General features: G+C 63.4%; 16 protein-coding genes. 12 read left to right on the top strand and 4 right to left on the bottom strand.

Translation table 11 applies throughout. The features are described from left to right. The first annotated feature begins 22 nt into the window (after window positions 1-22). The 4 genes from THIMADRAFT_RS19415 (at window position 23) to THIMADRAFT_RS24965 (ending at window position 6,557) form a co-directional block, all read left to right on the top strand. Entirely contained in the window at window positions 23-1,123 is a 1,101-nt protein-coding gene (locus THIMADRAFT_RS19415) for an undecaprenyl-phosphate alpha-N-acetylglucosaminyl 1-phosphate transferase (RefSeq protein WP_007194802.1), read from the top strand. Further along, complete coding sequence (locus THIMADRAFT_RS19410) at window positions 1,123-1,635, top strand: transcription termination/antitermination NusG family protein (protein ID WP_007194801.1); 513 nt, start codon at window positions 1,123-1,125, stop codon at window positions 1,633-1,635. Before THIMADRAFT_RS19415 ends, THIMADRAFT_RS19410 begins: the two co-directional genes overlap by 1 nt. A 64-nt stretch (window positions 1,636-1,699) precedes the next feature. Then, complete coding sequence (locus THIMADRAFT_RS26805) at window positions 1,700-2,320, top strand: hypothetical protein (protein ID WP_007194800.1); 621 nt, start codon at window positions 1,700-1,702, stop codon at window positions 2,318-2,320. A 571-nt stretch (window positions 2,321-2,891) separates the two neighbouring features. Next, the gene (locus THIMADRAFT_RS24965; RefSeq protein ID WP_050799635.1) at window positions 2,892-6,557 is read left to right on the top strand and encodes a response regulator; all 3,666 of its coding nucleotides are present in this window, start codon (window positions 2,892-2,894) and stop codon (window positions 6,555-6,557) included. 284 nt (window positions 6,558-6,841) lie between these two features. On the opposite strand, the gene THIMADRAFT_RS19395 is transcribed toward THIMADRAFT_RS24965, so the two are convergent. Then, window positions 6,842-7,495 (bottom strand): peroxiredoxin, encoded by a 654-nt coding sequence (locus tag THIMADRAFT_RS19395; protein WP_007194797.1) that lies wholly within the window; start codon window positions 7,493-7,495, stop codon window positions 6,842-6,844. A 926-nt stretch (window positions 7,496-8,421) separates the two neighbouring features. Between THIMADRAFT_RS19395 and THIMADRAFT_RS19390 the strand changes: the two genes are divergently transcribed. Further along, the gene (locus tag THIMADRAFT_RS19390; protein ID WP_007194796.1) at window positions 8,422-10,203 is read left to right on the top strand and encodes an AAA family ATPase; all 1,782 of its coding nucleotides are present in this window, start codon (window positions 8,422-8,424) and stop codon (window positions 10,201-10,203) included. 247 nt (window positions 10,204-10,450) lie between these two features. Here THIMADRAFT_RS19390 and THIMADRAFT_RS19385 read toward each other — a convergent pair whose 3' ends face one another. Further along, window positions 10,451-11,932: a transposase gene (locus THIMADRAFT_RS19385; RefSeq protein ID WP_040732591.1), complete on the bottom strand. Its 1,482-nt coding sequence runs from the start codon at window positions 11,930-11,932 to the stop codon at window positions 10,451-10,453. On the opposite strand from THIMADRAFT_RS19385, the gene THIMADRAFT_RS19380 reads away from it, so the two are divergent. The 6 genes from THIMADRAFT_RS19380 (at window position 11,931) to THIMADRAFT_RS19350 (ending at window position 23,320) form a co-directional block, all read left to right on the top strand. Further along, the gene (locus tag THIMADRAFT_RS19380; RefSeq protein WP_040732585.1) at window positions 11,931-12,389 is read left to right on the top strand and encodes a hypothetical protein; all 459 of its coding nucleotides are present in this window, start codon (window positions 11,931-11,933) and stop codon (window positions 12,387-12,389) included. The genes THIMADRAFT_RS19385 and THIMADRAFT_RS19380 overlap by 2 nt on opposite strands. 246 nt (window positions 12,390-12,635) lie before the next feature. Continuing rightward, window positions 12,636-16,379, top strand: a complete 3,744-nt coding sequence (locus tag THIMADRAFT_RS25885; RefSeq protein ID WP_007194793.1) for a response regulator — start codon at window positions 12,636-12,638, stop codon at window positions 16,377-16,379. A gap of 169 nt (window positions 16,380-16,548) precedes the next feature. After that, window positions 16,549-19,578: an EAL domain-containing protein gene (locus THIMADRAFT_RS19365; protein ID WP_007194792.1), complete on the top strand. Its 3,030-nt coding sequence runs from the start codon at window positions 16,549-16,551 to the stop codon at window positions 19,576-19,578. Between the two features lie 358 nt (window positions 19,579-19,936). Further along, entirely contained in the window at window positions 19,937-20,608 is a 672-nt protein-coding gene (locus tag THIMADRAFT_RS27525; protein WP_007194791.1) for a hypothetical protein, read from the top strand. A 59-nt stretch (window positions 20,609-20,667) separates the two neighbouring features. Next, window positions 20,668-22,113 (top strand): hypothetical protein, encoded by a 1,446-nt coding sequence (locus THIMADRAFT_RS19355; protein WP_007194790.1) that lies wholly within the window; start codon window positions 20,668-20,670, stop codon window positions 22,111-22,113. Window positions 22,114-22,162: 49 nt separating this feature from the next. Then, on the top strand, window positions 22,163-23,320 hold the full coding sequence (locus tag THIMADRAFT_RS19350) for an AI-2E family transporter (RefSeq protein ID WP_007194789.1): 1,158 nt from the start codon (window positions 22,163-22,165) through the stop codon (window positions 23,318-23,320). A gap of 79 nt (window positions 23,321-23,399) precedes the next feature. Here THIMADRAFT_RS19350 and THIMADRAFT_RS19345 read toward each other — a convergent pair whose 3' ends face one another. Then, the gene (locus THIMADRAFT_RS19345; protein WP_007194788.1) at window positions 23,400-23,789 is read right to left on the bottom strand and encodes a hypothetical protein; all 390 of its coding nucleotides are present in this window, start codon (window positions 23,787-23,789) and stop codon (window positions 23,400-23,402) included. 128 nt (window positions 23,790-23,917) lie between these two features. Then, window positions 23,918-24,382, bottom strand: a complete 465-nt coding sequence (locus THIMADRAFT_RS19340) for an Lrp/AsnC family transcriptional regulator (RefSeq protein ID WP_007194787.1) — start codon at window positions 24,380-24,382, stop codon at window positions 23,918-23,920. A 426-nt stretch (window positions 24,383-24,808) separates the two neighbouring features. On the opposite strand from THIMADRAFT_RS19340, the gene leuA reads away from it, so the two are divergent. Further along, window positions 24,809-26,476, top strand: a complete 1,668-nt coding sequence (gene leuA, locus THIMADRAFT_RS19335; RefSeq protein WP_007194786.1) for a 2-isopropylmalate synthase — start codon at window positions 24,809-24,811, stop codon at window positions 26,474-26,476. Window positions 26,477-26,592: the final 116 nt, after the last annotated feature.

Raw genomic sequence — 26,592 nt, 5'->3', positions numbered from 1 at the left:
TAGTCAATGAGTCCGGGCCGAGATGATGCGGGTGTTTGTCTCCCTTCTATCGACGTTGCTCGTGGTCTGGATTCTTCTGCGCGTCCTCCATCCACTTGCTGATCGTATGGGTTTGATTGACCGCCCCGACCAAAGACGCAAACGCCATTCAGTGCCGGTCCCGGTCGTTGGGGGAATCGCGATCTACGGCGGCATCCTGGCGGGCGCTTCTTGGTGGTTTCCGCTGTGTACGCACGCTCTTTTCCTGCTCCTTGGCGCCGGAGTGTTGGTTGTCGTCGGCACAATGGATGATCGCTTTCACCTCGGCGTCCGCATCCGTTTTGCCGGTCAGGCGACAAGTGCGCTTCTGCTCATCTTCGGGACGGATGTCCGACTCGACTCGCTCGGCGACATCTTCGGAACGGGTCCGGTGGAGCTCGGCATCATGGCCGTTCCGGTGACCATGATTGCGATCGTCGGCATGATCAACGCCTTCAATATGATCGATGGGATGGACGGGCTCGCCGGCGGGCTCGCGTTGATCGCATTGGGAGGCGTGCTTGCGATGCCCGGGGTTGCGGAGACGTCGCGCCTGCCGGTCGCCTTGGTTTGCATCGCACTCTTACCGTTCCTTGTGCATAACCTGGGGATCCTCGGAGTGACGCGACATCGCGTCTTCTTGGGCGATGCCGGAAGCATGCTCATGGGATACCTGGTGGCCTGGACGATGATCGAGGTCACGCAAGCGACGGCGTCCGACATCGCGCCGGTTGCCGCCCTCTGGCTGACCGCAATCCCGCTCTTGGATACCTTCGGCGTCATGGCGCGACGCATACGGCGCGGCCGATCACCTTTTGCGGCAGATCGTCGGCATCTGCACCATGACCTGTTGCGCGCTTTCGGATGTCCGAAGAACACCCTGCGCGTCATCCTTTCGGGCGCTGTTCTCATGGCCGCGATTGCCGTTTCGGCAACGGCACGTTCCATCCCCGAAGCCATGCTCTTCTATGCCTTTTTCCTGATTGTTTGTCTCTACTTCGCGTCGCATCGGATTGTGCCGGGGGTGTTGCGTTGGTCATACAGAAAACGCCGAAACTTACGGAATCTCGGGCATGTTGCCCTTAGCGAGAGGGAGGCTGCTTGATGGACAAGGAGCAACCCGTCGAGTCCGCTCGCTGGTATGTGGTTCAGTCCAAGCCGCGACAAGCGCAACGAGCCGAGATCAATCTCATGCGTCAAGGCTATGTCGTCTATCACCCAAGGATTCTGCTCGAACGCGTTCGGCAAGGAAAACGTCAGGCTGTCGAAGACTCGCTCTTCACGAACTACCTCTTCATTCAGCTGCGCCGTTGGATCGACGATTGGTCTCCGCTGCGCTCCACCTTCGGTGTTTGCCGATTGGTGTCGTTCGGGAACGAGCCGCTTCCTGTTTCCGACGTACTGATCGAGTGTATCCGGCAACGTCTCGCGACGGCGCCGGTTCAGCCCGTATTTCAGCCGGGGCAGGTCCTTCGCGTCAACGCAGGGGTCTTGAATGAGCTGGATGCGATCTTTGATGCCTATGACGGCGAGGATCGTGCGCGTTTGTTGATCCAGATTCTCGGCCGGCCGACAGAAGTCGTGCTCCCCTTGTCTTCCCTGGCTCGGTCCGCCTGAGTCATTTGCAAGACGAGTAACGCACCCATCAACGTCCCTGTCGTCCCCTCAATATCGGTTAACTATGTTTGATTTCTTACCCGTTGTTCGACGAAGTCGTGCTCGGATTCGCTATGAAGACCAGGTCAGAGAGCAATATGACCGTGTGTCCGCGTACTCGCAGTTGCTGGCATCGTCTTCCAGTTATTCTCCATTAATATCGAGCCGTACCATCCTGATCCATCGCAAATTCGAGTTCGGCGAATCCCGGAAAAAGGTCATCGACGTGCTCGGTCGTCCGGGACATTCGATCCATTCTCCCAATCCCGTGACGGCAGCGATCCTCGTCTACCGCTATCGGCTCGAGGATTACCGAATTCGCGACGAGATCCATTTTTCAGCGCATGGGCTCTTCTATGTGAGGCGGAACTTCTCCTCCGTCACAACGCTTAGGCATGCGGATCTTCTTCGGGCGTACTCCGAGAAGTATCTCGGCGGTTCGCCATTCCACGGCGTCAAGCAAAAGATCGTTGATACTGGCGGACGCGAGATCTTGCCAACCCTGGCGCCTGCGATCATCATGAACTATGTCGCGACCTCGCATCCTGCCTTTCGGCAGATTGCCGACCACGCACGAGGCGCCTCCTCGCGATATGCGGATCCCCACGACCTACAGAGGGACTCCGCGTTGCACGACTGGCTGTAGGCGCAGTCTCGATCTCGAAACCCATTCCCTCAAGACCGCCGGAAAGTCCCGGCGGGGCGGCCCTGCTGTTTTTTGCGCTCAGTGCCGGTCGGGTCGAGGCCCATCATCGGCATCCAGCACACGAGCTGGGCGTCAGCTTCTTCAAGCAGTTGGTGCCGACGCTGCGTCGGTATGCCCTGTACAACGGGGAGTAGGTTCCCATGACCGACCTTATGGCTCCCAACCCATACCCTAGATGCCCGGCGCGTGATGTCGTCACCCGTGACGGGTTGGATCTGCCCAAGATGGAGAGGGCGTGTATGACGTCCGATGTAATCCTGTCATCGACCATGGTGGAAATCATAGCCGAAGCTTCCGTGCCTTGCGTTGGACTGCTGGCAGAAGGATTCAGATGAAATCGGTCGATGGCTTTACAATTCTTAACTTGAAATCGGCGGTGTACACATTTTAAGTTCAAGCAGGAGTTGAGTTTCAAGGCGTTGGAAGGTTGTCTTTTTTCTATGGAGTGAATTTGTGGTGATTTCCATCAAACTCCGACTGATTGAAATGCACCTGCTGGATGGTTGACACAGTGACCATTTTCGATCGGTCCAATGGCGATGGGATCGCATCTGCGCCGAAATTGCAGCGTCTGATCGATGGCCTGCCGATTGCGATCGCGATTCAGAAACTGGACGATGAACACAAACTGGCCTTCATCAACGAGCAGTTCGTTCGCCAATTCGGCTATACCCTGGATGACATCCCGACGGTCACGCACTGGGCGCTGCTCGCTTATCCGGACGACGTCTATCGACACGAGGTCTTTTCCGTCTGGGATGCAGCCCTTGAGCGTGCGATTGAGACTGCGGGACAAATCGAGTCCATGGAGTTCGCGGTCAGATGCAAGGACGGTCGCGCCCGTGACGTGCTGATCAAGGCCGTCGTTCTCGACGATGAGCTCCTGATTACCGTGACCGACATCACGGAGCGCAAGCTCGCCGAACAGGGTTTGGCCGCGAAAGAGGCCGAGCTCCGCAGGGTGCTCGAGAACTTACCGATTCCGGTCATCGTCGCGCGTCTTGCCGGAGATGCCTCGCTGACCATCGTCAACCACGCCTTTACAGCCGTCTTCGGTTATCGGATCTCGGAGATTCCGACGCTTCGAACCTTGTCGGAGCTGACCAGTCCGGATCCGGCCTACCGAGCGGAGGTCTTTGGCCGTCTGGAGCGAAATCTCGACACGGCGATCGCCGACAAGTCTCTCGTCAAGCCCATTGATTGGGAGATCACATGTCGGGACGGTAGCCGACGCAGGGTCGAGATGAGTGCTCTCCCGCTCGATGACGTCGTCATCGGCACCTTCGTCGACATCACGCAACGCCATCAAACAGAGCTGGCGCTGCTCCAGGCAAAGCAGAAGGCAGAACGACTCGAACGGACCAAGAGCGCCTTTCTGGCCAACATGAGCCACGAGATCCGCACACCGCTCAATGCGGTGCTCGGCGTCGCTCAGCTGCTTGGCTACGAGTCGCTGACCGACCCCCAGCACGACCTCCTGAGACGGATCAATGAGGCCGGCGCCTCATTGCTGCGTGTCGTCAACGACATCCTGGATCTCTCCAAGATCGAGGCCGGACAACTCGCCATCGAGCAACATCCATTCGATCTCAGCACGCTCCTGTCGAAGATCGACGGTCTCCATCACCCGATCGCACGGCAAAAAGGGATCGACCTGTGCATCCAGGTGTTGCCCGCACTCGAGGACACACTGATCGGCGACGCTCTGCGCATCGAGCAAATCCTCAGCAACCTGGTGGGCAATGCGATCAAATTCACCGAGCAGGGCTCGGTGAGCATCCTGGTCCAGCATGGGCCGGATGACGATGATCGGGTCAGACTTCGCTTCGAGATCCGAGACACGGGTATCGGTATCGCTCCCGAGGCCCTCGCCGGACTCTTCACGCCCTTTACGCAGGCGGACACGGGGATCACCCGCCGATTCGGCGGGACCGGCCTCGGTCTCGCCATCAGCAAATTGTTGGTCGATCTGATGGGCGGCACGATCGGCGCGGATAGCCAGATCCAGCACGGCAGTCAATTCTGGTTCGAGCTTGCAGTCGTCCGTGGTGCGGCAGAGCGCACCGAGCTTCGCGCGGCCGATGCCTCGGATCAACCGCAGATGCCGCGGCTGAGCGGTCGTCACTACCTCGTGGTCGACGACAGCGCAATGAATCGGTTATTGATCGAACGGATGTTGCGGATCGAGGGCGCGAGGACGACCCTACTCGACGATGGCGGACAAGCGATCGCGTGGCTCGAGGACGGTTCGGGTGACATCGATGCCATCCTGATGGACGTTCAGATGCCGGTCATGGATGGACTGACGGCTACACGTCTGATCCGTGGGGATCTGCATTTGCATGATCTCCCCGTCATCGCCGTCACCGCGGGAGTCATGGCCGAGGAGCAAGCCGCCGCCCGGGCCGCCGGGGTCAACGAGGTGTTACCCAAACCGATCGACCTCGAGCAGCTCACGCGCTGCCTCATGCGTTGGATCCCCGGCGACGCAGGATCGGAGGCGGACGACCGAATCCAACCGGGTGGCGAGTCATCGATCGAAACGAAACGAGCAGCCAGCCGGCCGCCTATCGTCCAGGGTGATATCGGCGATTTTCCGATCATCGCCGGGATCGATAAGCCAAGCGCCGTCTCGGGGACCAGTTCTGATCGGGGGTTATTCCTGAGCCTGTTGGAGACCTTCGCCGAGCAGAATCGTGACCTCATCCCCCTGACCAGGCTTGATCTGGCTCGCGATGAGCGCGACGGCGCGGCACGACGCATGCACACCCTACGTGCAAATGCGGGGCAATTGGGCGCAATGGACCTGATGCGCTCGGCCTCCGCGCTCGAATCCGCCATCCGCAACGGAGAATCGGATCTCGATGCACGCCTGGATGCATTGGCGGCTCAAATTGCCGGACTGATCGAGGCGAGTATCCCCTGGCGGTCCAACCCCGCTGAAGCTTTACAGGCATCCAAGGTCTCGCCGGCCCTCATCGACGAGGTGCTGAGCCGGCTCAACCGCGCACTTCAGGATCAAGACCTGAGCGCACTGCGCCTGTTCGAATCGCATCGGCAAGAATTGGCTTCAGTCTTGGATGACGCGGTCATGCCCGCGCTGCGCCGTGCGATACGCGTCTGCCGTTTCGCAGAGGCATTGTCGATCCTGGAGCCGCATTCAAAGAGATCACGCCGACTGCAGGTCGCGGATCGGCCACCGGCGATGCAGCCAGAACCGCGCATCCTCATCGTCGATGACGATCTCTCGGCGATTCCGGTCCTTCACATGGCCTTGGACGGCCTGGGCGAATTGCGCTTCGCGACCGATGGATACGATGCCCTTCAGCGCTTGGCGCAGAGCCGGGTTGACCTTGTACTCTTGGACGCGATCATGCCGAATCTCGACGGTTTCGAGACCTGTCGAGCGATCCAGAGCCGGTATCCCGAGACGGCAGTGATCTTTGTCACTGCGGAGAACGATGCAGCAAAGGAGGTGAAAGCCCTCGCGCTCGGTGCCCGTGATTTCATCAGCAAACCGATCAATCCGCCCGTGGTGCGCGCTCGCATCGAGACGCACCTGCGGCTCAAGGCGCAAAACGACTTGCTGCGCGATCTCGGACAGCGAGACCCCCTAACGGGCTTGGCCAATCGGCGCGCGCTCGACGAGCAGCTCGCTCGAACGTGGCAAGATACCTTCCGCCGCCAAGAGCTCAGCTCGCTGCTGATGATCGATATCGATCATTTCAAGGCATACAACGACCATTACGGACATCTCAAGGGGGATGAGTGTTTGCGCGAGGTGGCCGCCATCTTCGTCGACACGGCTGCCCGTGCAGGTGACCTCGTCGCGCGATTCGGCGGCGAAAAATTCTCGATCCTGCTGCCCGCCACGCCGCCGGAGCAAGCGGCAGGCCTCGCCGAAAAGCTCTGCGCGGCGGTCCGCGCGCGGCGCATCCCTCATGAGCGATCCAACACCGCGCCCTACCTGACAGTGAGTATCGGCGTAGCCAGTACCATCCCATCCATGCCGCATGAGACGGCGCTGAACGACGACGACATCGCGGGCGCACACCGGGATTTCGGCCTCGAGCTCGCAAGCAATCTCCTCGCACGCGCCGATTCCGCGCTCTATGCCGCAAAGGCGGCCGGCCGCAACTGTGTGCGCATCGACATTGACGGGGCGTGCGGGGCATAGCCTGCGAGATGCCGCCGGTCAGAGGGATTTCGCGTACGCCGAATGGTCACTCGCTCGGGAAGGTTTTGGCCAGGATCCGGCAGGTGAACGCCAATCGACTCGCCCGGAATCCGGAACGGCGTCGGTTTCAGATGCTCCGCTGCAGTCGATCGCGTTCGCCTCCGAGCTTCACAACCTGCGAGTGCCGGACCTTCGCGGCTTCACGGCAAGAAGCCCCGAACGCAAAAAAGCCCCGGCCTTTCGGCCGGGGCTGTGCGCCGTTCAAGCCCGTTTCGTGCGCAGGCTCAGAGCGATCTCTTGCAGAAGTACCAGTCCACGCAGTCGTACTCGTCGCTCGCGACCCGTGCGTTCGCCTCCTCCACGCTGCCCGGCGGCGGGACGATGACCTGCTCGCCCGGCTGCCAGTTCTCGGGCGTGGCGACCTTGTAGGCGTCGGAGGTCTGCATGGCCTTCACCAGACGCAGGATCTCGTCGATGGAGCGGCCGTTGCTCATCGGATAGTAGAGCATCGCGCGCAGCACGCCTTGCGGGTCGATCACGAAGGTGGCGCGCACCGCAGAGGTGTCGCTCGCGCCGGGCTGGATCATGCCGTAGGCCTTGGCGACCTGCATGGAGAGATCGGCGATGATCGGAAACCCGATCTCCACGTCGAACTTCTCCTTGATGTTGCGCACCCAGGCGACGTGGCTGTAGTGGCTGTCGATGGAAAGGCCGAGCAGATCGCAGTCGATCGCCTGGAAATCGGCATGGCGGCGGGCGAAGCCCATGAACTCGGTGGTACAGACCGGCGTGAAGTCGGCCGGGTGCGAGAAGAGCACCAGCCACTTGCCGCGATAGTCTTCCAGGGTCTTGCGGCCGTGAGTGGTGGGGGCATCGAAGGCCGGCGCCGGCTCGTTCAGACGCGGCATGGCGGGGGCGGTCATGGTCTCGTTGGTCATGGGTCGATCTCCAGGTATTCAGTGGTTGTTGCGTCATCCCTCGCGTGAGGTTGACGCTAGATTAGCGATCGGTGATGGACGCATGAAGTCGTTTGTTGCGATGTCGCTCATCGCTCACGACGATTGCGTTATATCAATCGATTTCTAATAACGATCACGCGAGGTGCGAAGGGGCGATTCTTGGCTCGTAGCCTGCGCAGCCTCGCGATGGATCCGGATCGTGTCCGGCGTCGGGGTTCGAGACGCTCACGCCGTCGGTCCGGGGCATTCGGATTACGGCTGGGGGTGCAATGTCGTCAAACGGTGACCGACGTCGCTCCGGTCTCCAACTGCTCTAGCCTCACCCTCAACTGAGCGATCTGCTTGCTTAGAGGCGGTGTTGCCGGCCCACGCGGCTCCGGGTGTCCGATCGGGGTTTCACCGGCCTCGAGCACTCCGCGTCGGCCACCGCCGCGTCCCGCCCGCTCAAGCCCTGAAGGGGCGGCCCAACGCCTTGATATGGTGATCTCAGGCGCGCGTTTCAGGGAGGGGCCGAACGGTGACAAACGCCCCGGCCCGGCAGGGCACATCTTTAGACCGCCCTTTCAGGGCTCAAGGATTTCGGTTGATGGCAACCCGGGGCGCAGCCCCGGGCTGCATCGGTCGCGCCGTTGGCGCTCGATACACACTGCCGCAACGCGCCTCGCCAGGCTCGCCCTCAATGGTTTTTGTTGCTCGATACGTGCGGCCCTCCGCCCCGAATCGTGGATTGGTACGCGGCTTAAACTCATTGATCAGGTGCCCGGATGTCGCCGCGCACGCTGCAGTCGAGAGCCCCAACCCGGCGGCATGCGCGCTTCCGGACGGAGCGCAGATGGCCGACTTCGGAAAACCGGCGCTTCCGGTATGATCGGAGTCCAACCAGCCCTGATGCGAGGGATCCCGTCATGCGATTTCCTTACGGCTTAAGCGATTTCGGCAAGCTCATCCAGGACGGATACTTCTACCAGGACCGTACCGATCGGATTCCCCTCCTCGAAGCCGCAGGGGACCAACTGATCTTCATCCGCCCCCGCCGCTTCGGCAAAAGCCTGCTGCTGTCGATGCTGGAGCACTACTACGATGTGAACCGGGCGGCGCAATTCGAGGCGCTGTTTGGACATCTGGCCATCGGCCGGAATCCCACGCCACGGCACAACCAGTATTTCGTGATGAAATGGGACTTCTCGCTGGTCAAAGCGCAGGGAGAGATCAAGGACATCGAAGCGGCGTTGCACCAGCATCTCAATGATCGCATGGCTCAGTTTGCCGCCGATTACGCAACGCATCTCACCCAGCCCGTGACGCTGCGCCCGGATAACGCCATTTCGTCGCTGGAATCGCTACTGAGCGCGACGCGGGCGGCCGGCCGCAAACTCTATCTGCTGATTGACGAATACGACAATTTCGCCAACGACGTGCTGATGGCCGGCCGTAAACAAGAATATTACGAAGCCCTCCTGTATGGCGAGGGCTTGCTGAAAACCGTGTTCAAGGCGGTAAAAGCGGCGGCGGGTGGTTTAGGGCTGGATCGGGTGTTCATCACCGGGGTGTCGCCGGTCGTCCTCAGCGACATGACCAGCGGCTATAACGTCGGGGAGAATATCTATCTCAAAGCGACGTTCAACGATCTGTGCGGTTTCACCGAGCCGGAGATCGCCGCCGTGCTGGCGCGCATGGCCGTGGAAGGCGGTTCCTGGTCGGCGGCGGAGGCCCTGGAGACCATGCGCACCTTCTACAACGGTTACTGCTTCAGCGAAACCGGCGGGGAGCGGCTCTACAACCCGACTCTGAGTCTGTATTTTCTCAAAGCCTTGCAGACTGATGGTGGCTATCCAAAGGAAATGCTGGACGAAAATCTGGCGATGGATCGCGGCAAACTGGCTTACATCGCGCAGCTTCCGCATGGCGAAGCGGTGTTGATTCAGGCGCTCAATGGTGCGGAGGGTGTGATCATTCCGCGCCTGGCCCGGCGCTTTGGCGTCGCGGACGTCTTGACCGCGGTCAAGGATCAGCCGTTCATGGCCTCGCTGCTGTATTACTTCGGGGTCCTGACCTTTGCCGGTCGCGGCGTGCTGGGCAAGGCGATCCTGAACATCCCCAATCTGGTGGCCCGCTCGCTCTATGTCGAACGGTTGCGGGAGCTCTGGCTGCCCACCTACGACGATCGCCAGACCATCCCGCGTCTGGCGGAAACCGTGTATCTCAAGGGCGATTTGGCCCCGTTGGTCGCCTTTATCGAACAGCGTTATCTCCCGGTGCTCTCGAATCGGGATTATCGTTGGACCAATGAATTGCTGGTGAAGATCGCCTTTCTCACGCTGCTGTTCGATGACCGGCTGTACATGATGGTCTCGGAAACCGAGGTGGACCACGGCTATAGCGATCTGAGCCTGATTGTCCGATCCGATATGCGGCAGTTTCAGGCCCTGGATCTGTTGCTGGAATTCAAATACCTAAGCCTGAAGGATCTGGGCCTGACCGGGGAGCAGGTGCGTGAATCCACCGCGGCGCAATTGGAGGCGCTGCCATTGATCCAGGCAAAACTGACGGAGGCCGGGGATCAGGCGCAACGCTACGGCGCCGCCTTACGGGCCCGCTACGGCCTGACCGATCTGCGGCTGTTTGCAGTGGTCGGCGTCGGGCTGGAGCGGGTGGTCTGGCGGGCGGTCCAGCCGGTCGGACCCTAGCGACGGGGAGGGCCGTCAGCAAGGCCAGGACGCTGTGAGCCATTTGCGCTGCTGCGTTTTCCCGGACCTGGTGAGCATCGTCGAGGGTCAAGCCGGCCGGCACGGCGGGTTTTTCACAGCGTCGCGGACGCCCGGCAGCGCGCCAGGGCTCGCAAATGCGATCCACTCTCAATAAGTCCTGGCGACGAACAGCCTCGCCCGCAGGCGACGTCGCGGCGGCCTGACCGGGAGGACCGAACGGGAAACTCTAGCCGGTCGAGGGAATCGGTTGCACCAACGAGCGCATCTGTTCGATGCGCCCCTGCCGGACATGCCCCAAGGCCATCGCCATCATGACCGCCGGGGCCAAGCCGACGCGGGTGGTCATCTTCGCCCGCCCCCGAATGAAGTGCCGCTCGAAGCCGAAGCTGTTGTCGATGCGGTTGTTGATCCGCTCCAGTGCGCTGCGCCGGTTGTAGCCGCGCCGCCAACTCGGACTGCCGTGGGGCGTGGGCACGAAGATGCGCCGATCGTGCTCGTCGAGGCGGATCCGCACGATGCGCCCGTAGTCGCCGGGCGAGACGCCGCCGGCTTGATGACAGGCGTCGCGGCCTTGGCAGTCGAGCCCGTAGGCGGCGGCCGGGCAGCGGTATTTCAGGGCGTTGCGATCGGCCTCGAAACCCTGGAAGGCCAAGTCGCGCTGCACGCCGGTGTGCGGGCAGATGCAGTGGACGCTGCCCTTTTCGGTATGCACGATGGTGTCGACCCGCTCGGGGAAGAGGGGGCGCGTGATCGGCTTGGACGGGTCGTCGTCGGGGTGTTGCTTCTCCTCGCGCCACAGCTCGCGGGTGTCGATCAAGGGGCGGATACCGTACTCATCCCACAACAGCGCCTTGGTCTCGGCGCTGTCCAGACCGCGATCGGCGCTGAAGTCGCCGCAGCGCTGCGCCAACGCGGGGGTCTCGGCGAACAGCTCCTTGATCATCGCCCGCAGTTCGGGCTGCTCGGCGTGGGAGGCCGGGGTCAGGTGCATCGCCACGGGGATCTCGTAGCGGGTGTCGGCGATCAGGTGCAGACCGTAGCCGAACCAGCTCTTGACCTTGCTCCAAGCCTTGCCGGTGCGCGCGTCGACCCCGCCGGTTTCGTGCTGACCCCAATCGGCATCCGGAGCGGAGGTTGTCCCGGTGGTGCGACTGGTCCTCCCGGTACTGTGGCTCTCGATGGCCTTGCCGTCATAGCCGAGATGACAGCCGAAATCCGGCAACGCCGCCATCAACTGCTCGCGCAGGGCCCCGATCATCTCCGTCACCATCCCCAACGTCTCCTCCAATTCAATGACGTTGGCGAGAAAACGCGAGAAGCTCCAGCTGGTGGGCACCGCCGCCTGCGGATCGGCCGGCGCCTCGCGCACCGCCTGCAGGCGTCCGCTTGCCGGATCGCGCACCAACTGCGTGACGGGTTTGCGCTGGATCGGCAAGACCGCAAAGCCGCACGCCTGCAGCAACGCGGGGTTGCGCGCCAGCTCGCGCAGCAGTGCTTCCAACGAGGGGTGCTGGAAAACCACCCCGGCGATCAGTGCATTCCACATCGCCGCCACCGGGTAGTCGTCGCGGCCAGGCCCGCGCATGACCTCCAGGTATTGCAGCAACCGCGCATCCGGGAGATGATCCCGCGCCAGGTAGAAGCGATCCAAGTCGCTGCACGCTTCGACATCCCGCCAATCAAACAAGCTCGGTTCAATGGTCGCCATGGGGTCCTCCTGCACAGGATCGTCTCGACTGGATCCGGCCGCGCTGCTCGATGCCTTCCTCGCCGTCTGGCGCCGGCACGGCGAGCCGCTGCTCAAAAGCGCCCCGTATCACGAGATCGCCCCGCATCTGGTGCTCATGGCCTTCCTGCACCGGGTCATCAACGGCGGCGGCACCCTGGAGTGCGAATACGCCATCGGCATGGGGCGCATGGATTTGTGTCTGCGCTATGGGGCGGTGACCCTGGGACTGGAGCCGAAGGTGTGGCGCGACGGCCGCCCCGATCCGCTCGCCGAGGGGCTGATCCAGCTCGACGACTATCTCGCCGGCTTGGGACTGGACAGCCGCTGGCTGGTGATCTTCGACCGCCGTGCCGGACAGCCGCCGATCGCCGAACGCACCGACAGCGCCACCCGGATCAGTCCCCGGGGGCGCTCCATTCACGTCATTCGCGCCTGACCTCGGCGGGGCGGGATCTTCGGCATCTTCAGAGACGGATCACGCGGCTGGCTTTGCAATGAATGCACCTTGTTTTTTGCCGGGTAGGGCTTGGCCGGGAGGTCAGGCGGGTCTAAGGTGTCGGCAGATGCAAGCTGCGCTCGGCCGCGCGTTGAGCAGTCGAGAATGCTCTCGGGGCGGTGCACGCTCCACGCGCGCCATTGACGGTCGTGGCCGTGAGCACGAAGAGCCTCGGATGATCGACCCATGACCAGCGACAATGCCCTGCGGACCGAATCCGATTCGACGACCGAGAAGGCTTCGGCAACGGGCTCCGGCACCCCGAAGCCGGCAGGCTCGGCTGACGGTCTCACCCGGGAGGCTCGGGACGCGGCGTCGTCGCTGAAAGAGCAAGCCCGCGCGGTGCTCGAGCAGGGCGATCTCGCATGGGCGACACGCAATCTGACGCAGTCCGACGTCGATCCGATGAAGCTGATCGAGAACCTGCGGATCTATCAGGCCGAGCTCGAGATCCAGAACGACGAGCTGCGTGCGGCTCAACTGGATACGGAACGCGCCGTACAGCGCTATCTGCGCCTCTTCTCGGACATGCCGATCGCCGGCCTGGTCATCGATCGTATCGGCCGAATTATCGAGGTCAACCGTGTCGCCGGCGATCTGTTCGGCCTGAGTACGCGGCATCTGCGCCACCATTATCTGACGCGACTTGTCGATCGCAGCGGCGAGTCGATCCTCTACGATGCGATGCGTCAGGCCTGCGCAGGCGGTCGTGCGAGTGTCGCCGAGCTCGCCTTTTCGAGTCGCGACGGGGTGGGCTTTTTCGGCGAGCTCGAGCTGGCGGCGCTGCCCGGGGAGACGGACGACCCGCGCGAGTGTCGGCTCCTCGCCATGGTCATCGATCTGACCGAGCGTCGTCGGGCCGAAGCGGAGCTGGGGCGCGAGCGCCAACGCCTGCGCGAGAAGAGCGAGGAGCTCGACCGCTATTTCGCCTTCAGTCGCGATCTTCTGTGTATTGCCGATCTCGAGAACCGGTTTGTTCGACTCAATCCGGAATGGGAGCGCGTGCTGGGATACCCGATCGGTGAGCTCGAGGGGCGCGTCTTCCTGGACCTGGTTCATCCCGAGGATCTCGCGCCGACCCTGGCGATGATCGAAAAACGGCGCGCGGGCGAGGAGGTGCTGAATTTCGAGAACCGGTATCGCTGCCGCAACGGCGGTTATCGGTGGATCGAGTGGCGTGCCAGGCAGCATGAAGACCGCGTCTACGCCGTCGCGCGCGACGTCACGGCGCGTAAGGAGAGCGAGCGCGTCCTCTTGGACCTCAATCGGCGGCTCGCCGAGACATCCGAGCAAGCGGCGGTTCTGGCGGCGCGGGCCGAGGACGCGAATCGCGCAAAAAGCGCCTTCCTCTCCAACATGAGCCATGAGATCCGTACCCCGATGAACGGTGTCATCGGGATGCTCGAGCTGATGCTCGATACCGCGCTGAGCGAGGAGCAACGCGACTATGCCGAAAGCGCACGAATCAGCGCCCGCTCCCTGTTGGGCCTGATCAACGATATCCTGGATTTCTCCAAGATCGAGGCCGGCAAGCTGGATCTGGACCTGGTTGAATTCGATCTGCGCAACCAGCTCCAGGAGCTGGAGGCGATCGTCGCCCGACGGGCCCGCGCCAAGGAGCTGCGGCTTGTCTGCGAGGTTTCCGAGGAGGTGCCGGCACGCCTGCGCGGAGATGCCGGGCGCTTGCGCCAGATCCTCGTGAACCTGGTGGACAATGCGATCAAGTTCACCCCGAGCGGGGAGGTCGAGGTCCGGGTCGAGGTGTGTCCGCAGGCAGCGGGAGCGGGCTCGGGGAACGCGGTCCCGGCCCCGGATGCGGTTTTGCTGGGCTTCTCGGTGCGCGACACCGGTATCGGCATCCCGGCGGACAAGCTGGGGTTGTTGTTCGCCAGCTTCAGCCAGGTGGAGTCGGGAATCACACGTCGGTATGGCGGGACCGGCCTCGGGCTGGCGATTTCGAAACAGCTCGTGGAGTTGATGGGCGGAGAGATCGGTGTCGAGAGCGTGCGAGGGCAGGGCTCGACCTTCCGCTTTAGCCTCCGTCTGCAGGCGATCCCCGGGGACACTGGGTCTGCGCACCCCCTCGCTGTCGGCACGCCGCAGATGCGGCCGCGCGGCACCACGGTCGGATCGGTGCGCACGAGCCCGCCGCGGTTCGACGGTGCATCGATCCTGGTCGCGGAGGACCACGCCTTGAATCAGGAGGTGGCCAGGCGCCTGCTCGAGCGAACCGGCGCACGGGTCACGCTTGCCAACAACGGGGCCGAGGCCGTGGCCATGGTCGATGCGCACGCCTTCGATCTGGTGCTGATGGACTTGCAGATGCCGGTTATGGACGGCTTCGAGGCCACGCGAGTGATTCACGAGCGGCACCCGCAGTTGCCGATCATTGCGTTCTCGGCGGCTGTGATGGAGGAGGATCTCGCGCGTGCACGGGCGGCGGGGGTCGCGGCCCATCTGGCCAAGCCGATCGATAGCGGGGCCCTTTATCGGACGCTTTCGAACTGGCTCAAGCCCCTCGACGTGCCCGGGCGCTCCGCGGCGGCTCCTCGGCGCAACGACCCCGGATCTCGCCTCCCTGCGACCCTGGCTGGTTTCGATCTGGACTTGGGTCGGCAATATGCCGACGGCGACGAGGCCTTCTATCTCAATCTTCTCGAGGGCTTTCGGAAGGAGTTGAGCGGCGGTCTCGCCGAGGTGGTCGAGCGACTTGAAGCCGAGGACGACCTGTCGAGCGCGCGTCGCATGCTGCATACCCTGAAGGGCCTCGCGGGAACCGTCGGCGCCGTGCGATTGAACGCAATCGCTGCGCAGATCGATGGTGCCGTCAGTCAAGGGATTCCTGTCGGACGCGCGATGCGTATCGAGCTGAAGGCGTCGCTCGAGCAGGCGCAGGCGCAACTGGAACGTCTGCGTCGTCACGCGCTCGAGCGCCGCGACGCCGCTGCGATCGCCGGTCAGGACGAGCCCGAGGCGACGCAGAGCAGCGGCGTCTCGAAGGCCTCCGCGCCGATCTGGCCCCATTCGCGCCGCCCCCATGTGTTGATCGTCGACGACCAGCCAATGCAGATCAAAGCTATGCGTCGGATCTTTCAAGACGATTGCGAGGTGTTTACGGCCATCGCCGGTGAGCAGGCATTGGCGTATTGTCGCCGGGCACCGCCCGATCTGATCCTGCTCGATGTTGTCATGCCGGGGATGGACGGGCTTGAAGTGTGCCGCGCGCTGAAACAGCACGAGGCGACGACGGACATCCCCGTCCTGTTCGTCACGGCGCAGACCGATGCGCTCGATCAAACCCAGGCGCTCGAGGCCGGCGGCGTCGATTTCATCAGCAAGCCGGCCAATCCCGCGGTCGTCCGGGCGAGGGTTCGAACCCATCTGACGCTCAAGGCGCAGTCCGACCTGCTGCGCAACATGGCCTATTTGGACGGGCTGACAGGCATCGCGAACCGTCGTGCTTTCGACGAACGCTTGCACATCGAGTGGCGCCGAGCGCAACGCGACGGCACGCCGCTTGCTGCGCTCCTCCTGGATGTCGATCATTTCAAGCGCTACAACGATCGTCATGGCCATCAAGAGGGTGATGCGTGCCTGCGGGCCGTCGCCGCAGCACTCGTCGGCGTGCCCAATCGCGGACACGACTTGCTCGCTCGCTACGGTGGAGAGGAGTTCGTTTGCCTCTTGCCCGGTTGCGACATCGAGGGGGCCGTTTGTCGAGCGGAGTCCCTGCGCGTTGCGGTCGAGGACTTGGGGGTCCCGCACCTGGATTCTCCCGTCGGGGACCATGTGACGGTCAGTATCGGCGTGGCCGTGCTGATGGCCGATGATCGGGAGAAGCCGGAACGATTGCTCGAGATGGCCGACGAGCAGCTCTACCGTGCGAAGGGCACCGGTCGGAATCGCGTTGTGCCGGATGCCGCAGGATAAGTCAACGCCCGTACAATCGACTGACTTGTAAACCGATGCGCGGACTTGCGCCGGTACGGGCCATCGGCGAGCATACCGTACAAGGCTACTCGGAGTTTCGGTTCGGAAGACGAGCCCAAGGCGTATAAGCGGTTGCTGCGCCGAGACCAGGATTCAGGGGAGGCGTGCTGTGATCAGACCGGGAGCGGGATCATCGAGCGAGTGCGTTTTCGAGGGATGCGGCCGCCCGCCGGAGGATACGGGAGAACCGGCGTTTTTTCGGCGCATGATCGCGGCGAGCGCAGACCGTTTTGCCTATCTGGATCGCGATCTTCGGTATCGCGCCGTCAATGCGTCCTATCTGAGCTCATGGGGCTTGACCTCCGAGCAGGTGATCGGTCGTCGCGTGGAGGAGATCATGGATGGGGATCTCTACGCGCGGGAGGTCGCACCACGCCTGGAGGCGTGTCTCGCCGGCGAAACGATCGTGTACGAGGCACCGCTTCCGAGGCAAGGTGTCAGGACCGGCTGGGGAGAGGTGAGCTATATCCCGTGGCGCGACGAGGCGGGGAGCGTGGAGGGGGTCGTGGTGTGCGTGCACGACATCACGGCACGTAAGAAGAGTCTTGCCATGATCGAACGACTGACGCGGCTCTATCGCATCCTCACCGAATGCAACCAGGCCATCATCCATTCCGAGGATCCGAGCACGCTGCTGCCGATCGTCTGTCGCGAGCTGGTGATGCAAGGCGGCCTGGATATGGCCTGGATCGGCCGACCGGGGGCGGGAGCAGGCGAGGCTCGAATCGAGTGTCTGGCTGTAGAAGGCGAGGGCGGAGCCGAGCTGGTCGCGGGGCTGTCCTCGCCGATGGGGCCGGACGATCCGAGCGATGAGCCCCTCGCGCGCGTCATGGCCGGCGCCGAGGGTTATTGGAGCCTCGACCTCCAAGCCGATCCGGTCACCCGGCCATGGCATGCGTCGGCGCGACGCTTCGGTTGGCAAGCCTCGGCATCGCTTCCGCTGACGATGCGCGGGCGGGTGTTTGCGGTCTTGAGCGTCTATGCGTGCGAACGCGACGTCTTGGACGACGACGCACGTGATTTGCTGGCCGAGCTGGCCCGGGATATCTCCTACGCGCTCGATCATTACGCGGCGATCGCCGAGCTGGCAGACGCGGAAGAGCGCTGGAAATTTGCGCTCGAGGGCAGCGATGCCGGCGTCTGGGACTGGGATTTGCGTACCGGCAAGGTCTTCTATTCGACCCGCTGGAAGAGCATCCTGGGGCTCGGCGAGGAGGACATCTGCGAACGGCTCGACGCCTGGAAGGAGCGGTTGCATCCGGAGGACGTCCAGGCGTTGACCGATGCAATCGACCATCACCTTTGTGGCCGCGCAGCGGCCTTTCACCATGAGCACAGGCTGCGACGCCGAGACGGCCTCTACCTGTGGACTCTGGGGCGCGGCAAGGTGGTCGAGCGCGCCGCGGACGGCACGCCCCTGCGGATGATCGGAACAACCACCGATATCTCCGCGCGGCGCGCGGCCAGTGACTCGCTCAGTCGCCTCGGGGAGATCGTCGAGAAGGCACAGACCGAGGTCTATGTCTTCGATCCGGAGCGCTTGTGCTTCGAGCAGGTCAATCAGGGCGCCCGCGCCAACCTGGGTTACGGGATGGACGAGCTCCTGCGGATGACCCCATTGGATCTGATGCCGGATTATGATCAGCCGACCTTTTCGCGTTTGCTCGATCCGCTGCGTGCAGGAAGCAAGAGCCAGGTTGTGTTGGAGACACGGCATCGGCGCAAGAACGGCAGCTGCTACCCCGCCGAGATTCGCCTGCAGCTCCTCGGCGTGGAGCCGCGCTTCGTCGCGCTGGTCACGGATACGACCGAGCGACTCCGGGCCGAAGAGGCGATCAAGCATCTCGCGTTTTTCGATCCGCTCACGGGCCTGCCCAACCGCCGGCTGCTGATGGATCGACTCGAGCGCGCGATCGCGGCGAGCCGACGCAACCATCGCACGGGTGCTCTGATCTTCATCGATCTGGACGACTTCAAGACGCTCAACGATACCCAGGGACACGATCAGGGCGATCGGTTGTTGCGTCAGGTGGCCAAGCGCCTCGCCTCGTGTATCCGCGAATCCGACACCCTCGCCCGTCTCGGCGGCGATGAATTCGTCGTCATGTTGGAGCGATTGAGTGCTCGAACGCACGAGGCCGCGTCCCAGGCGGAGGTGCTTGCCAAAAAGCTGCTCGCAGCACTGCGTGCGCCCTGCGAGTTTGAACATCGCGAGTATCGGTGCTCGGCCAGCATGGGTGTCGCCCTCTTCGGGCGACACGCCAAGAGCGTCGAGGAGTTGATGAAGCAGGCCGACATGGCCATGTACCGGGCCAAGGCGGCGGGGCGCGACACACTGCGTTTTTTCGACCCGCAGATGCAGGTGGAGGTGTCCGCTCGGGCAGCGCTCGCCACGAGCCTGCGCCACGGCTTGGAGCACGGCGAGTTTCTCCTTCATTACCAAAGCCAGGTCGACGTGGCGGGGTTGGTGACCGGCGCGGAGGGATTTCTGCGCTGGCAACACCCGCAACGTGGACTGCTCGAGCCGGCTGATTTCATCCGATTGGCCGAGGAGACCGCGACGATCTTGCCCCTGGGTCGGTGGGTCTTGGAAATGGCCTGTGTGCAACTGGCGGCGTGGTCCGAACGGCCCGAAACAGCCGGTCTGACGCTTGCGATCAATATCAGTGCGCTGCAGTTTCATCATCCGGATTTCGTCGAGCAGGTCCTCGCCGCGGTCGATCGCCACGGATGCAATCCCAATCGATTGAAGCTCGAGATCACCGAGAATCTTTTGCTGGACGACCGCGACGCGACGATCGCGAAGATGTCGCTGCTCGGGGCGCGGGGCATCAGTTTCGCGCTCGATGATTTCGGAACCGGCTATTCCTCTCTGAACGATCTCGGACAGCTGCCGTTGAAGGAGCTCAAGATCGATCTTTCCTTCGTGCGGGATCTCGGGACCAATGCGAACGATGCGGCGATCGCGCGGACCATCATCGCCTTGGGTGAAACCTTCGCACTCGATGTCATCGCCGAAGGGGTCGAGACCGAAGCTCAACGAGATTGGTTGGCCGGACATGGCTGCCGTGCCTTTCAGGGCTATTTGTTCGGCCGCCCGGGCCCGTCGGCGATGCCTGCGGCGCGTCTCGACGGATAACTCCGGATCCGGCAATCGCCTGCGCAGTGTTCCATGCAACGTGCGGAGGGGGTGAGCATTCCGTCGGCCCGCCCGCTCGCCGAGCGTGTGATGGTCGCGACGGTCCCTGGAACCCGCTCTTCTCCGCAACGACTGCGATGATGCGGAGCACACGCTCGCACCGGGTCGCCATCGACGACGATTTGTCGCTCCAAACATCGGCAGCGCTTGCGTATTGCGCATCGACGGCCTATTTCTAAGGGGACGAAAGGACAGTTCCATAGCGGAGACGCGATCGGGACGTCGCTGTTCGATGACAACGCGACCCCGTCTCTCGCGGTCTCGGCTTTCGTGCCGATCGGGAGGCAGGTGTTCATTGATGAATCAACGATTTGAGCTCGCCGTCATCGTCGGGGCGGTTTCCCTCGCGACCTTCGTCGCGACCGCTTTGATCCTCCTGTTCTTGGGCGTTGCGCTACGCGACCGGGAGCCGGTTGCCGATTCGGCCCCGGCGACGAGGGGTCAGGCGGCGCGCCCGCAAGCCTTCACCTTACCGGACACGTCGACGCCGCCGGCAGGCTGGCGCGACAACCGATTCTCGCGCTACAGAGCACTCCCCGACGGAGGCTCGGTGATCGATGGCTATCGCTTTCGCCCGCTCGAGAAGCGCGAGCTGCGTCGTTTCGGCGGCTGGACCGACAGTCGCGAGAGCGGATCGACGGATTGGCCCGGCGCAGCAGGCACCGGTCGAGACGCAGACGACCGGGTCTTTGGTGGCGAGCGTCGACTGCCGGAGGACTTCACGTTCGGTTGGGGCGAGACACCCTATCGCTTCCGCCCGACCGAGCCCGAGCGCAGCCCGAGCGATCCCGGGCGCCGTCCGCCGGGCGGCCCTCCGGGACCGGGCGGATTCCCCGACCCCGGGTTCCTCGAGCCGCCGCGGCAATGGGGGGCGACGCCGTCGGTCCTGCCGCCGCCCCTGCCGCCGCCTTTGCCCGATCTCTATCCTTCGCTTGTTCCGCCAAACGATCATCGACTCACGGTACGATAGCCGCACGCGGTGCGTCACGCCCGTCTTGTCGATCGCCCTTTCGGAGTCGACCCGATCCCATGCCGAGCGTCCAAGCGTTTGCCTCTGCGAGTAGACCCGAGCATACGCTGCCCGGATCCGGCCGCTGTGTTCTGTCCGAGCGACGGGCACTGCAGCTCGGCCTTGCGCTTGTCGTGCTGGCCTATGTCCCGATCGCGCTGGTCGGTCTGCCGCTCTTCGGCGACGGTGCCTACTACTTCTTTAAACTCGCCATCGACGGTGTTCCGGTCTTTCCGAATCTTCGGCTCGGCTCGGTTCTTGCGCAGCTCCCGACCTTGGCTGCGACCCGACTGACCGAGGATATCGGGTTCCTGCGTCACCTCTTTTCCTTGACCTATGTTGCTCTTCCCGTGGGCTCTTTGCTCGCGTGCTGGCTCATCGTGCGCGAGCGCCGACCGGAGTTGATTCTGTTCCCGCTGCTCTTTCTCGTTGCCAACCAGATCAATTTCTCCGCGGTCTCGGAGCTTCTTTTCAGTCTGTACCTCGTCTGGCCGTTCGTCCTCCTCGCGGCGCTGGCACCGAATCGTCGTTTGACCTTGATCTACGGTGCTATCCTGGCCCCTTTGCTGCTTCTTCTGCACCCGCTGGGCTTCGCGCTGGCGGGGTTCTTGACGATTGTTGCGCTCTTGAACGCCCGTTCGGAAGGACTGATCGAGCGCTCCTGGACCCGCGCATGGAGCGGGATTGCCGCGGCCTTTGCCGTGTCGGCCGTCTTGCGCGTGATCTCGACGCTGATCGGCGCCACCGGCTACGAGCGCTCGCTGGCCGAGCCGGATGCGGCCGTCCGGTACCTGCTCCCCGAGACCTTGCCGCAGGGCCTGTTGTTGACCTGGGTCGCGGTCTCGGGGGGCTTGGCGGCGCTGAGTCTCGCTGTCGGGTGGCGGCGGGGTCGCCGGCTTGTCGAGGACCGACTGCTATGGCCAGCCTTTATGCTGCTGCCTCTATTGGGTGTCCCCGTCGCCGTCGATGTCCTCTTCGGCGAGGGAATCAAGCTCAAGGCGGGGCTGGTCCTCCCGATCGCGTTGCTCTTGATGGGGCTCTCGCTCGGAATCGCTCGACGCCCGTCGGCGCTCGCGGCTGTTCCCCGCAGTCCTCGTCTCGCGCGGTTGGTGCTCGCCGCCGCACTGACCATTGCATTGCTCGCGACGGCGAAGTCCGCCGCCTGGTGGACGGCGACACACGGGTTGATGAACGCGACGGCCAGCGCGGAGACCAGCTGCTTGGCGTTCGGGCCCGAGGAGCCCTACGCGCTGCAATGGCCCTGGATGGCGATCATCGATGATTGGGCGACACCGATGAACGCCTTGGTGTTTCGCCCCCCGTGGGCGATCCCGCTCCTGTTGCCGGGAGACGGATGCCGTCGACTCGACGAGACCGGCCAGGCTCATCTGGGGTCATGGATCCAGAGGCCGGCTGCACGCCTCGAAGCCAGGTTCGGGCCTTTGCGCAGTGTCGGGGCTCCCTGATCGCGTCACGGGCGTCGCGCATCCTATTTCAAATGGATAAGTGAGTTTTATGAATCAAGATCTTGTGAATAAGTGGGTCGTCATTCTGATGGCGCTCGGAATCTCCGCACTCTTTCTCGCGATGATTCAGCAGTTCCTGATGGCGCTCTTTCTCGCCGGACTCTTCAGTGCGATGGCACGCCCGCTGTTTCTTTGGTTACAGCCGCGTCTGGGGGGTAGTCCGCGTCTGGCCTCGATCACGACGCTCCTCGTGGTGGCGGTCGTCGTGTTGATCCCGCTGTCGTTGCTGGTCGCGGTCGTGGTGGGGCAGGCGCTCGATGTGACCCAAACCTTCGTTCCTTGGCTCAAGGAGCGGCTTGCCGATCCGGATGCTTTTATGGAAGGCATGCGTGGTTTGCCGTTCTACGAGAATCTTCTGCCGCTTCGCTCGCTCCTGATCGAGCGTCTCGGCGAGGCGGCCACGATCGCCAGCAAGTTTGTCGTCGGGGGGCTTTCTTCGTTGACGGTGGGCACCCTGAACTTCTTCTTCATGGCGTTCGTGATGCTCTACAGCATGTATTTTCTGCAGATCGACGGGCACAAGCTGGTGAGCAAGATCCTTTACTACCTGCCGTTGAAGAGCGCCGACGAGCGGGTGATGCTTCAGAAATTCACCTCGGTGACCCGTGCCACCCTCAAAGGGACCCTGCTGATCGGACTCCTGCAGGGTGGGCTGGCCGGCATCGCCTTCGCCGTTGCCGGGATCGAAAACGCGGTGTTTTGGGGCACCGTCATGGTGGTCTTGTCGATCATTCCGGCCGTTGGATCCGCGCTCGTCTGGGTGCCGGCGTGCATCGTGCTGGCCGTGCAAGGGCACACGGGGAGCGCGATCGGACTGGCGCTCTTCTGCGCGGTGGTCGTCGGCAGCCTCGACAACGTGCTCCGACCCATCCTGGTGGGGCGCGACACCAAGATGCACGAGCTGATGATCTTTCTGAGCACGCTCGGCGGCATCTTCATGTTCGGCTTCAACGGGCTCTTTATCGGCCCGCTGATCGCCTCGCTCTTCATCTCGATCTGGGAGGTCTACGGGGTCGAGCTCGCCGATCTCTTGCCCGATGTCGATGCCGTCTTCGAGGATCTCGGTCCGGGGGCCGAGACGTCGACGCCGGTTCCGGAGCACGGCTCGAGCAACCAGCAGGACGCCCCGAACGATCGGGTGTCATGAGAAGGGGGCGGCGTTCGCGGGCCGGGGAGGTGGTGCGTCCCTGCACCGGCGGAGAAAGTGTTGGATCGGTCCGGCGGACTTAGTGCGCGGTTGCCGCGATCGCCTCTTCACGCGTGTAGAAGCGCTCATCGCGGATGAATCCGGAGATGATGCCCGGGCGGGTCGCGGTCACGTGCCCCTCGTGATCCCGATCCAGAATCCAGGACTCGGGCAGGCCGTCGAGTAGGTGCACGGGCGCCGGGGTGCCGTTCGCAAAGCGCGACAGCACCGCCTCGCCGCTCGCGCCGTCGAGATACGCGGGGCGAAATCCGAACGATCCGTTATTCTGGCTGATGCCCCTTGTGCAGGCGTAAAGGACGTTTTCGTTTCGAATTGACGCTTCCGTCAGAACACCGCGGAGCCGGCGCGCGCGCTCTTGATCCCGTGTCGTCCCTTGTGGCGTCTGGGTTTGGAGTCTTAGATCGTTCATGGGTTTCTCCTCGCCTCTGTGATGAATGAGGCCTTCGCCGTGATTCATGCACTCGCCGCGCCAAGGTCAAGATCGATTGCGCCTCGCGCAGATGACCCACGGGCGCACATGGCCTCGGGCCTTCGGCCTCAATCCAGCGGGAGACTTGCGCGCTCGACCACCCGCCGCAGGACGAAGCTCGAGTGCACGCCGGTCACCCCTTCGATGCGGGTGATCTTGTTGAGCAGCAGGTCCTGGTAGGCATCCATATCGCGCACGATGACCTTGAGCTGATAGTCGGCATCGCGTCCCGTGATCAAGAGACACTCCTGCACCTCGGGGATGACCGCAACGGCGGCGTCGAAACGCTCGAAGCGCTCCGGGGTGTGCTTGTCCATCGAAATGCTGAGAATGGCCATGAGGTTCAACCCGAGCGTCTTGGCATCGAGCAGGGCCGCATAGCCGCGGATGATGCCGGACTCTTCGAGTGCTCGGACACGCCGCAGACAGGGCGAGGGTGAGAGGCCGATGCGATCGGCCAGCTCCTGATTGCTGATACGTCCGTCGCGTTGCAGCTCCTCGAGGATTCGGCGGTCGTAACGGTCCAGCTTCATCGGGTTGCTCCGGCCCGTCGGGCGTGCGAGGTCGAGATTGGCGATCTGCCGAATCTTTTCTAAAAAATAGCAGTATATTGCGCAAGAGATCTTTTTGTAAGGCATCTTTGCAATCATCTGCGTTCGTGTTGAGCCTATTCTATCTTCGTCGGCCAACCAGCCGCGACTCCGGCAAGGGCTCACGAGGCACCTGCCCATCAGGCTCCGGATCCTTACCGGGACGGGAGCGGCCAAATCCCCTACCGGGGCATGGCGAAACGGTTCCGCCCCGCCGTTCGCTCGGCGTGGGCGCGAACGATCCGACCGTCGAGGAGCGCCATCGGCAATCAGCCCTCGGGGATCACATTCGATTCGACCGCGTCGGGTCGCAGACATCGACGCGACCGACCGCTTCGGCACACTCGCAATTCGCTCTCGGAGACCCGCATGACCCGTTTTGACTCCCGCAAGTATCGTCGTGGTCCAGTGATGGATCTGCCCGAACGCCGTTGGCCGAGCCGTATCGTCGAGCAGGCTCCGATCTGGGCGAGCGTGGATCTGCGCGACGGCAACCAGGCGCTGCTCGAGCCCATGGGGGTTGCCCAGAAACGTCGTCTCTGGGCGTTGCTGGTCAAGATGGGATTCAAGGAGATCGAGATCGGCTTTCCGGCTGCGAGCCAGCCCGACTTCGACTTCGTGCGCTGGTTGATCGAGGAAGACAAGATCCCCGAGGACGTGACCGTGCAGGTCTTGGTCCAGGCGCGCGAGGACCTGATTCGCCGCACCTTCGATGCCTTGGACGGTGCCAAGCGCGCGATCGTCCATCTGTACAACTCGACCTCGCCGATTCAGCGTGACTGGGTGTTCCGTCAGGATCGTACGGGCGTGACGGCGATCGCCCGTCAGGGTGCCGAGTGGGTGTTGCGCGAGGCGCAGCGGCGGCCCGCGACACGCTGGACCTTCCAGTACTCGCCCGAGAGCTTCACGGCCACCGAGCCGGACTATGCGGTGGAGGTCTGCGAGGCGGTCCTGGACGTCTGGAAGCCGACACAGCAACGGCCGTGCATCGTCAATCTGCCCGCGACCGTCGAGGTCGCGAGCCCGAACGTCTTCGCCGATCAGGTCGAGTATTTTGCAACGCACATCTCGCGGCGCGACGCGATCGTCCTCTCGGTGCACACCCACAATGACCGCGGGGGCGCCGCGGCGGCAGCTGAGCTGGCCCTCTTGGCGGGCGCGGACCGGGTCGAGGGGACCCTGCTCGGCAACGGCGAGCGCACCGGCAACCTGGACATCGTCACCCTGGCGATGAACCTCTACAGCCAGGGCATCGATCCGGGTCTGGACCTGAGCGATCCGGACGAGATCGTCCGGGTGGTGGAGGAATGTACCGGGACGGCGCTGCACCCGCGCCATCCTTGGGTGGGCGAGCTGGTCTATACCGCCTTCTCCGGCAGTCATCAGGACGCGATCCGCAAGTGTTTGATGCGGCAAAGCAACGAGGAGCCTTGGCAGGTCGCCTACCTGCCCATCGACCCGCGCGATCTGGGCCGCAGCTATCAGGCGGTGATTCGGGTCAACAGCCAGTCCGGCAAGGGCGGGGTCGCGTTCGTCATGGAGCGCGACTTCGGGCTCACGCTGCCGCGCTGGATGCAGGTCGATCTGGCCCGTTTGGTCCAGGCCCAAAGCGAGCGGCGCGGCGGGGAGATGGATGCCGCGAGCATCCACCGGATCTTCATGGAGCAGTTCGTCGTGGATCGAACCCCGGTCCGGCTGCTCGGCTATCGCCTGGATCGCAACGGGCACGACGTCATCGAGGCCCGTGTCGCGGGACCGGACGGGGAGCATCGGCTGCGCGGTGAAGGCGAGGGTGCCATGGCCGCCTTCGTCGATGCCTGGTCGCGCTGGAGCGGCCAGCCGGTGCGCATCCTGGATTATCAGGAGCATGCCATCGGCGAGGGGACGGATGCCGAGGCGATCGCCTATGTGCAGCTCGAGCTCGGATCGCAGCGCATCGCCGGGGCCGCCATCGATCGGGATACCGTCGCCGCCTCGCTCGGTGCCGTCCTGTCCGCGCTGAATCGCGGCGAGGCGCGACAGGCCCGGGCGGCATAGTCGGTGCGGCGCCAGGGGGGCGGTCGATCGCAGCCGATCTTCGCCCTGCGTGCCCGTGTCGCTTTGCGCCGGGCACGCAGGAGCGAGGGCGAGCGACCCTCTAACACGCCTTCCAC

The organism is Thiocapsa marina 5811 (assembly GCF_000223985.1).
In the GTDB taxonomy this organism is placed as follows: Bacteria; Pseudomonadota; Gammaproteobacteria; order Chromatiales; family Chromatiaceae; genus Thiocapsa; species Thiocapsa marina.
This window is presented reverse-complemented; position numbering and strand designations above follow the sequence as displayed.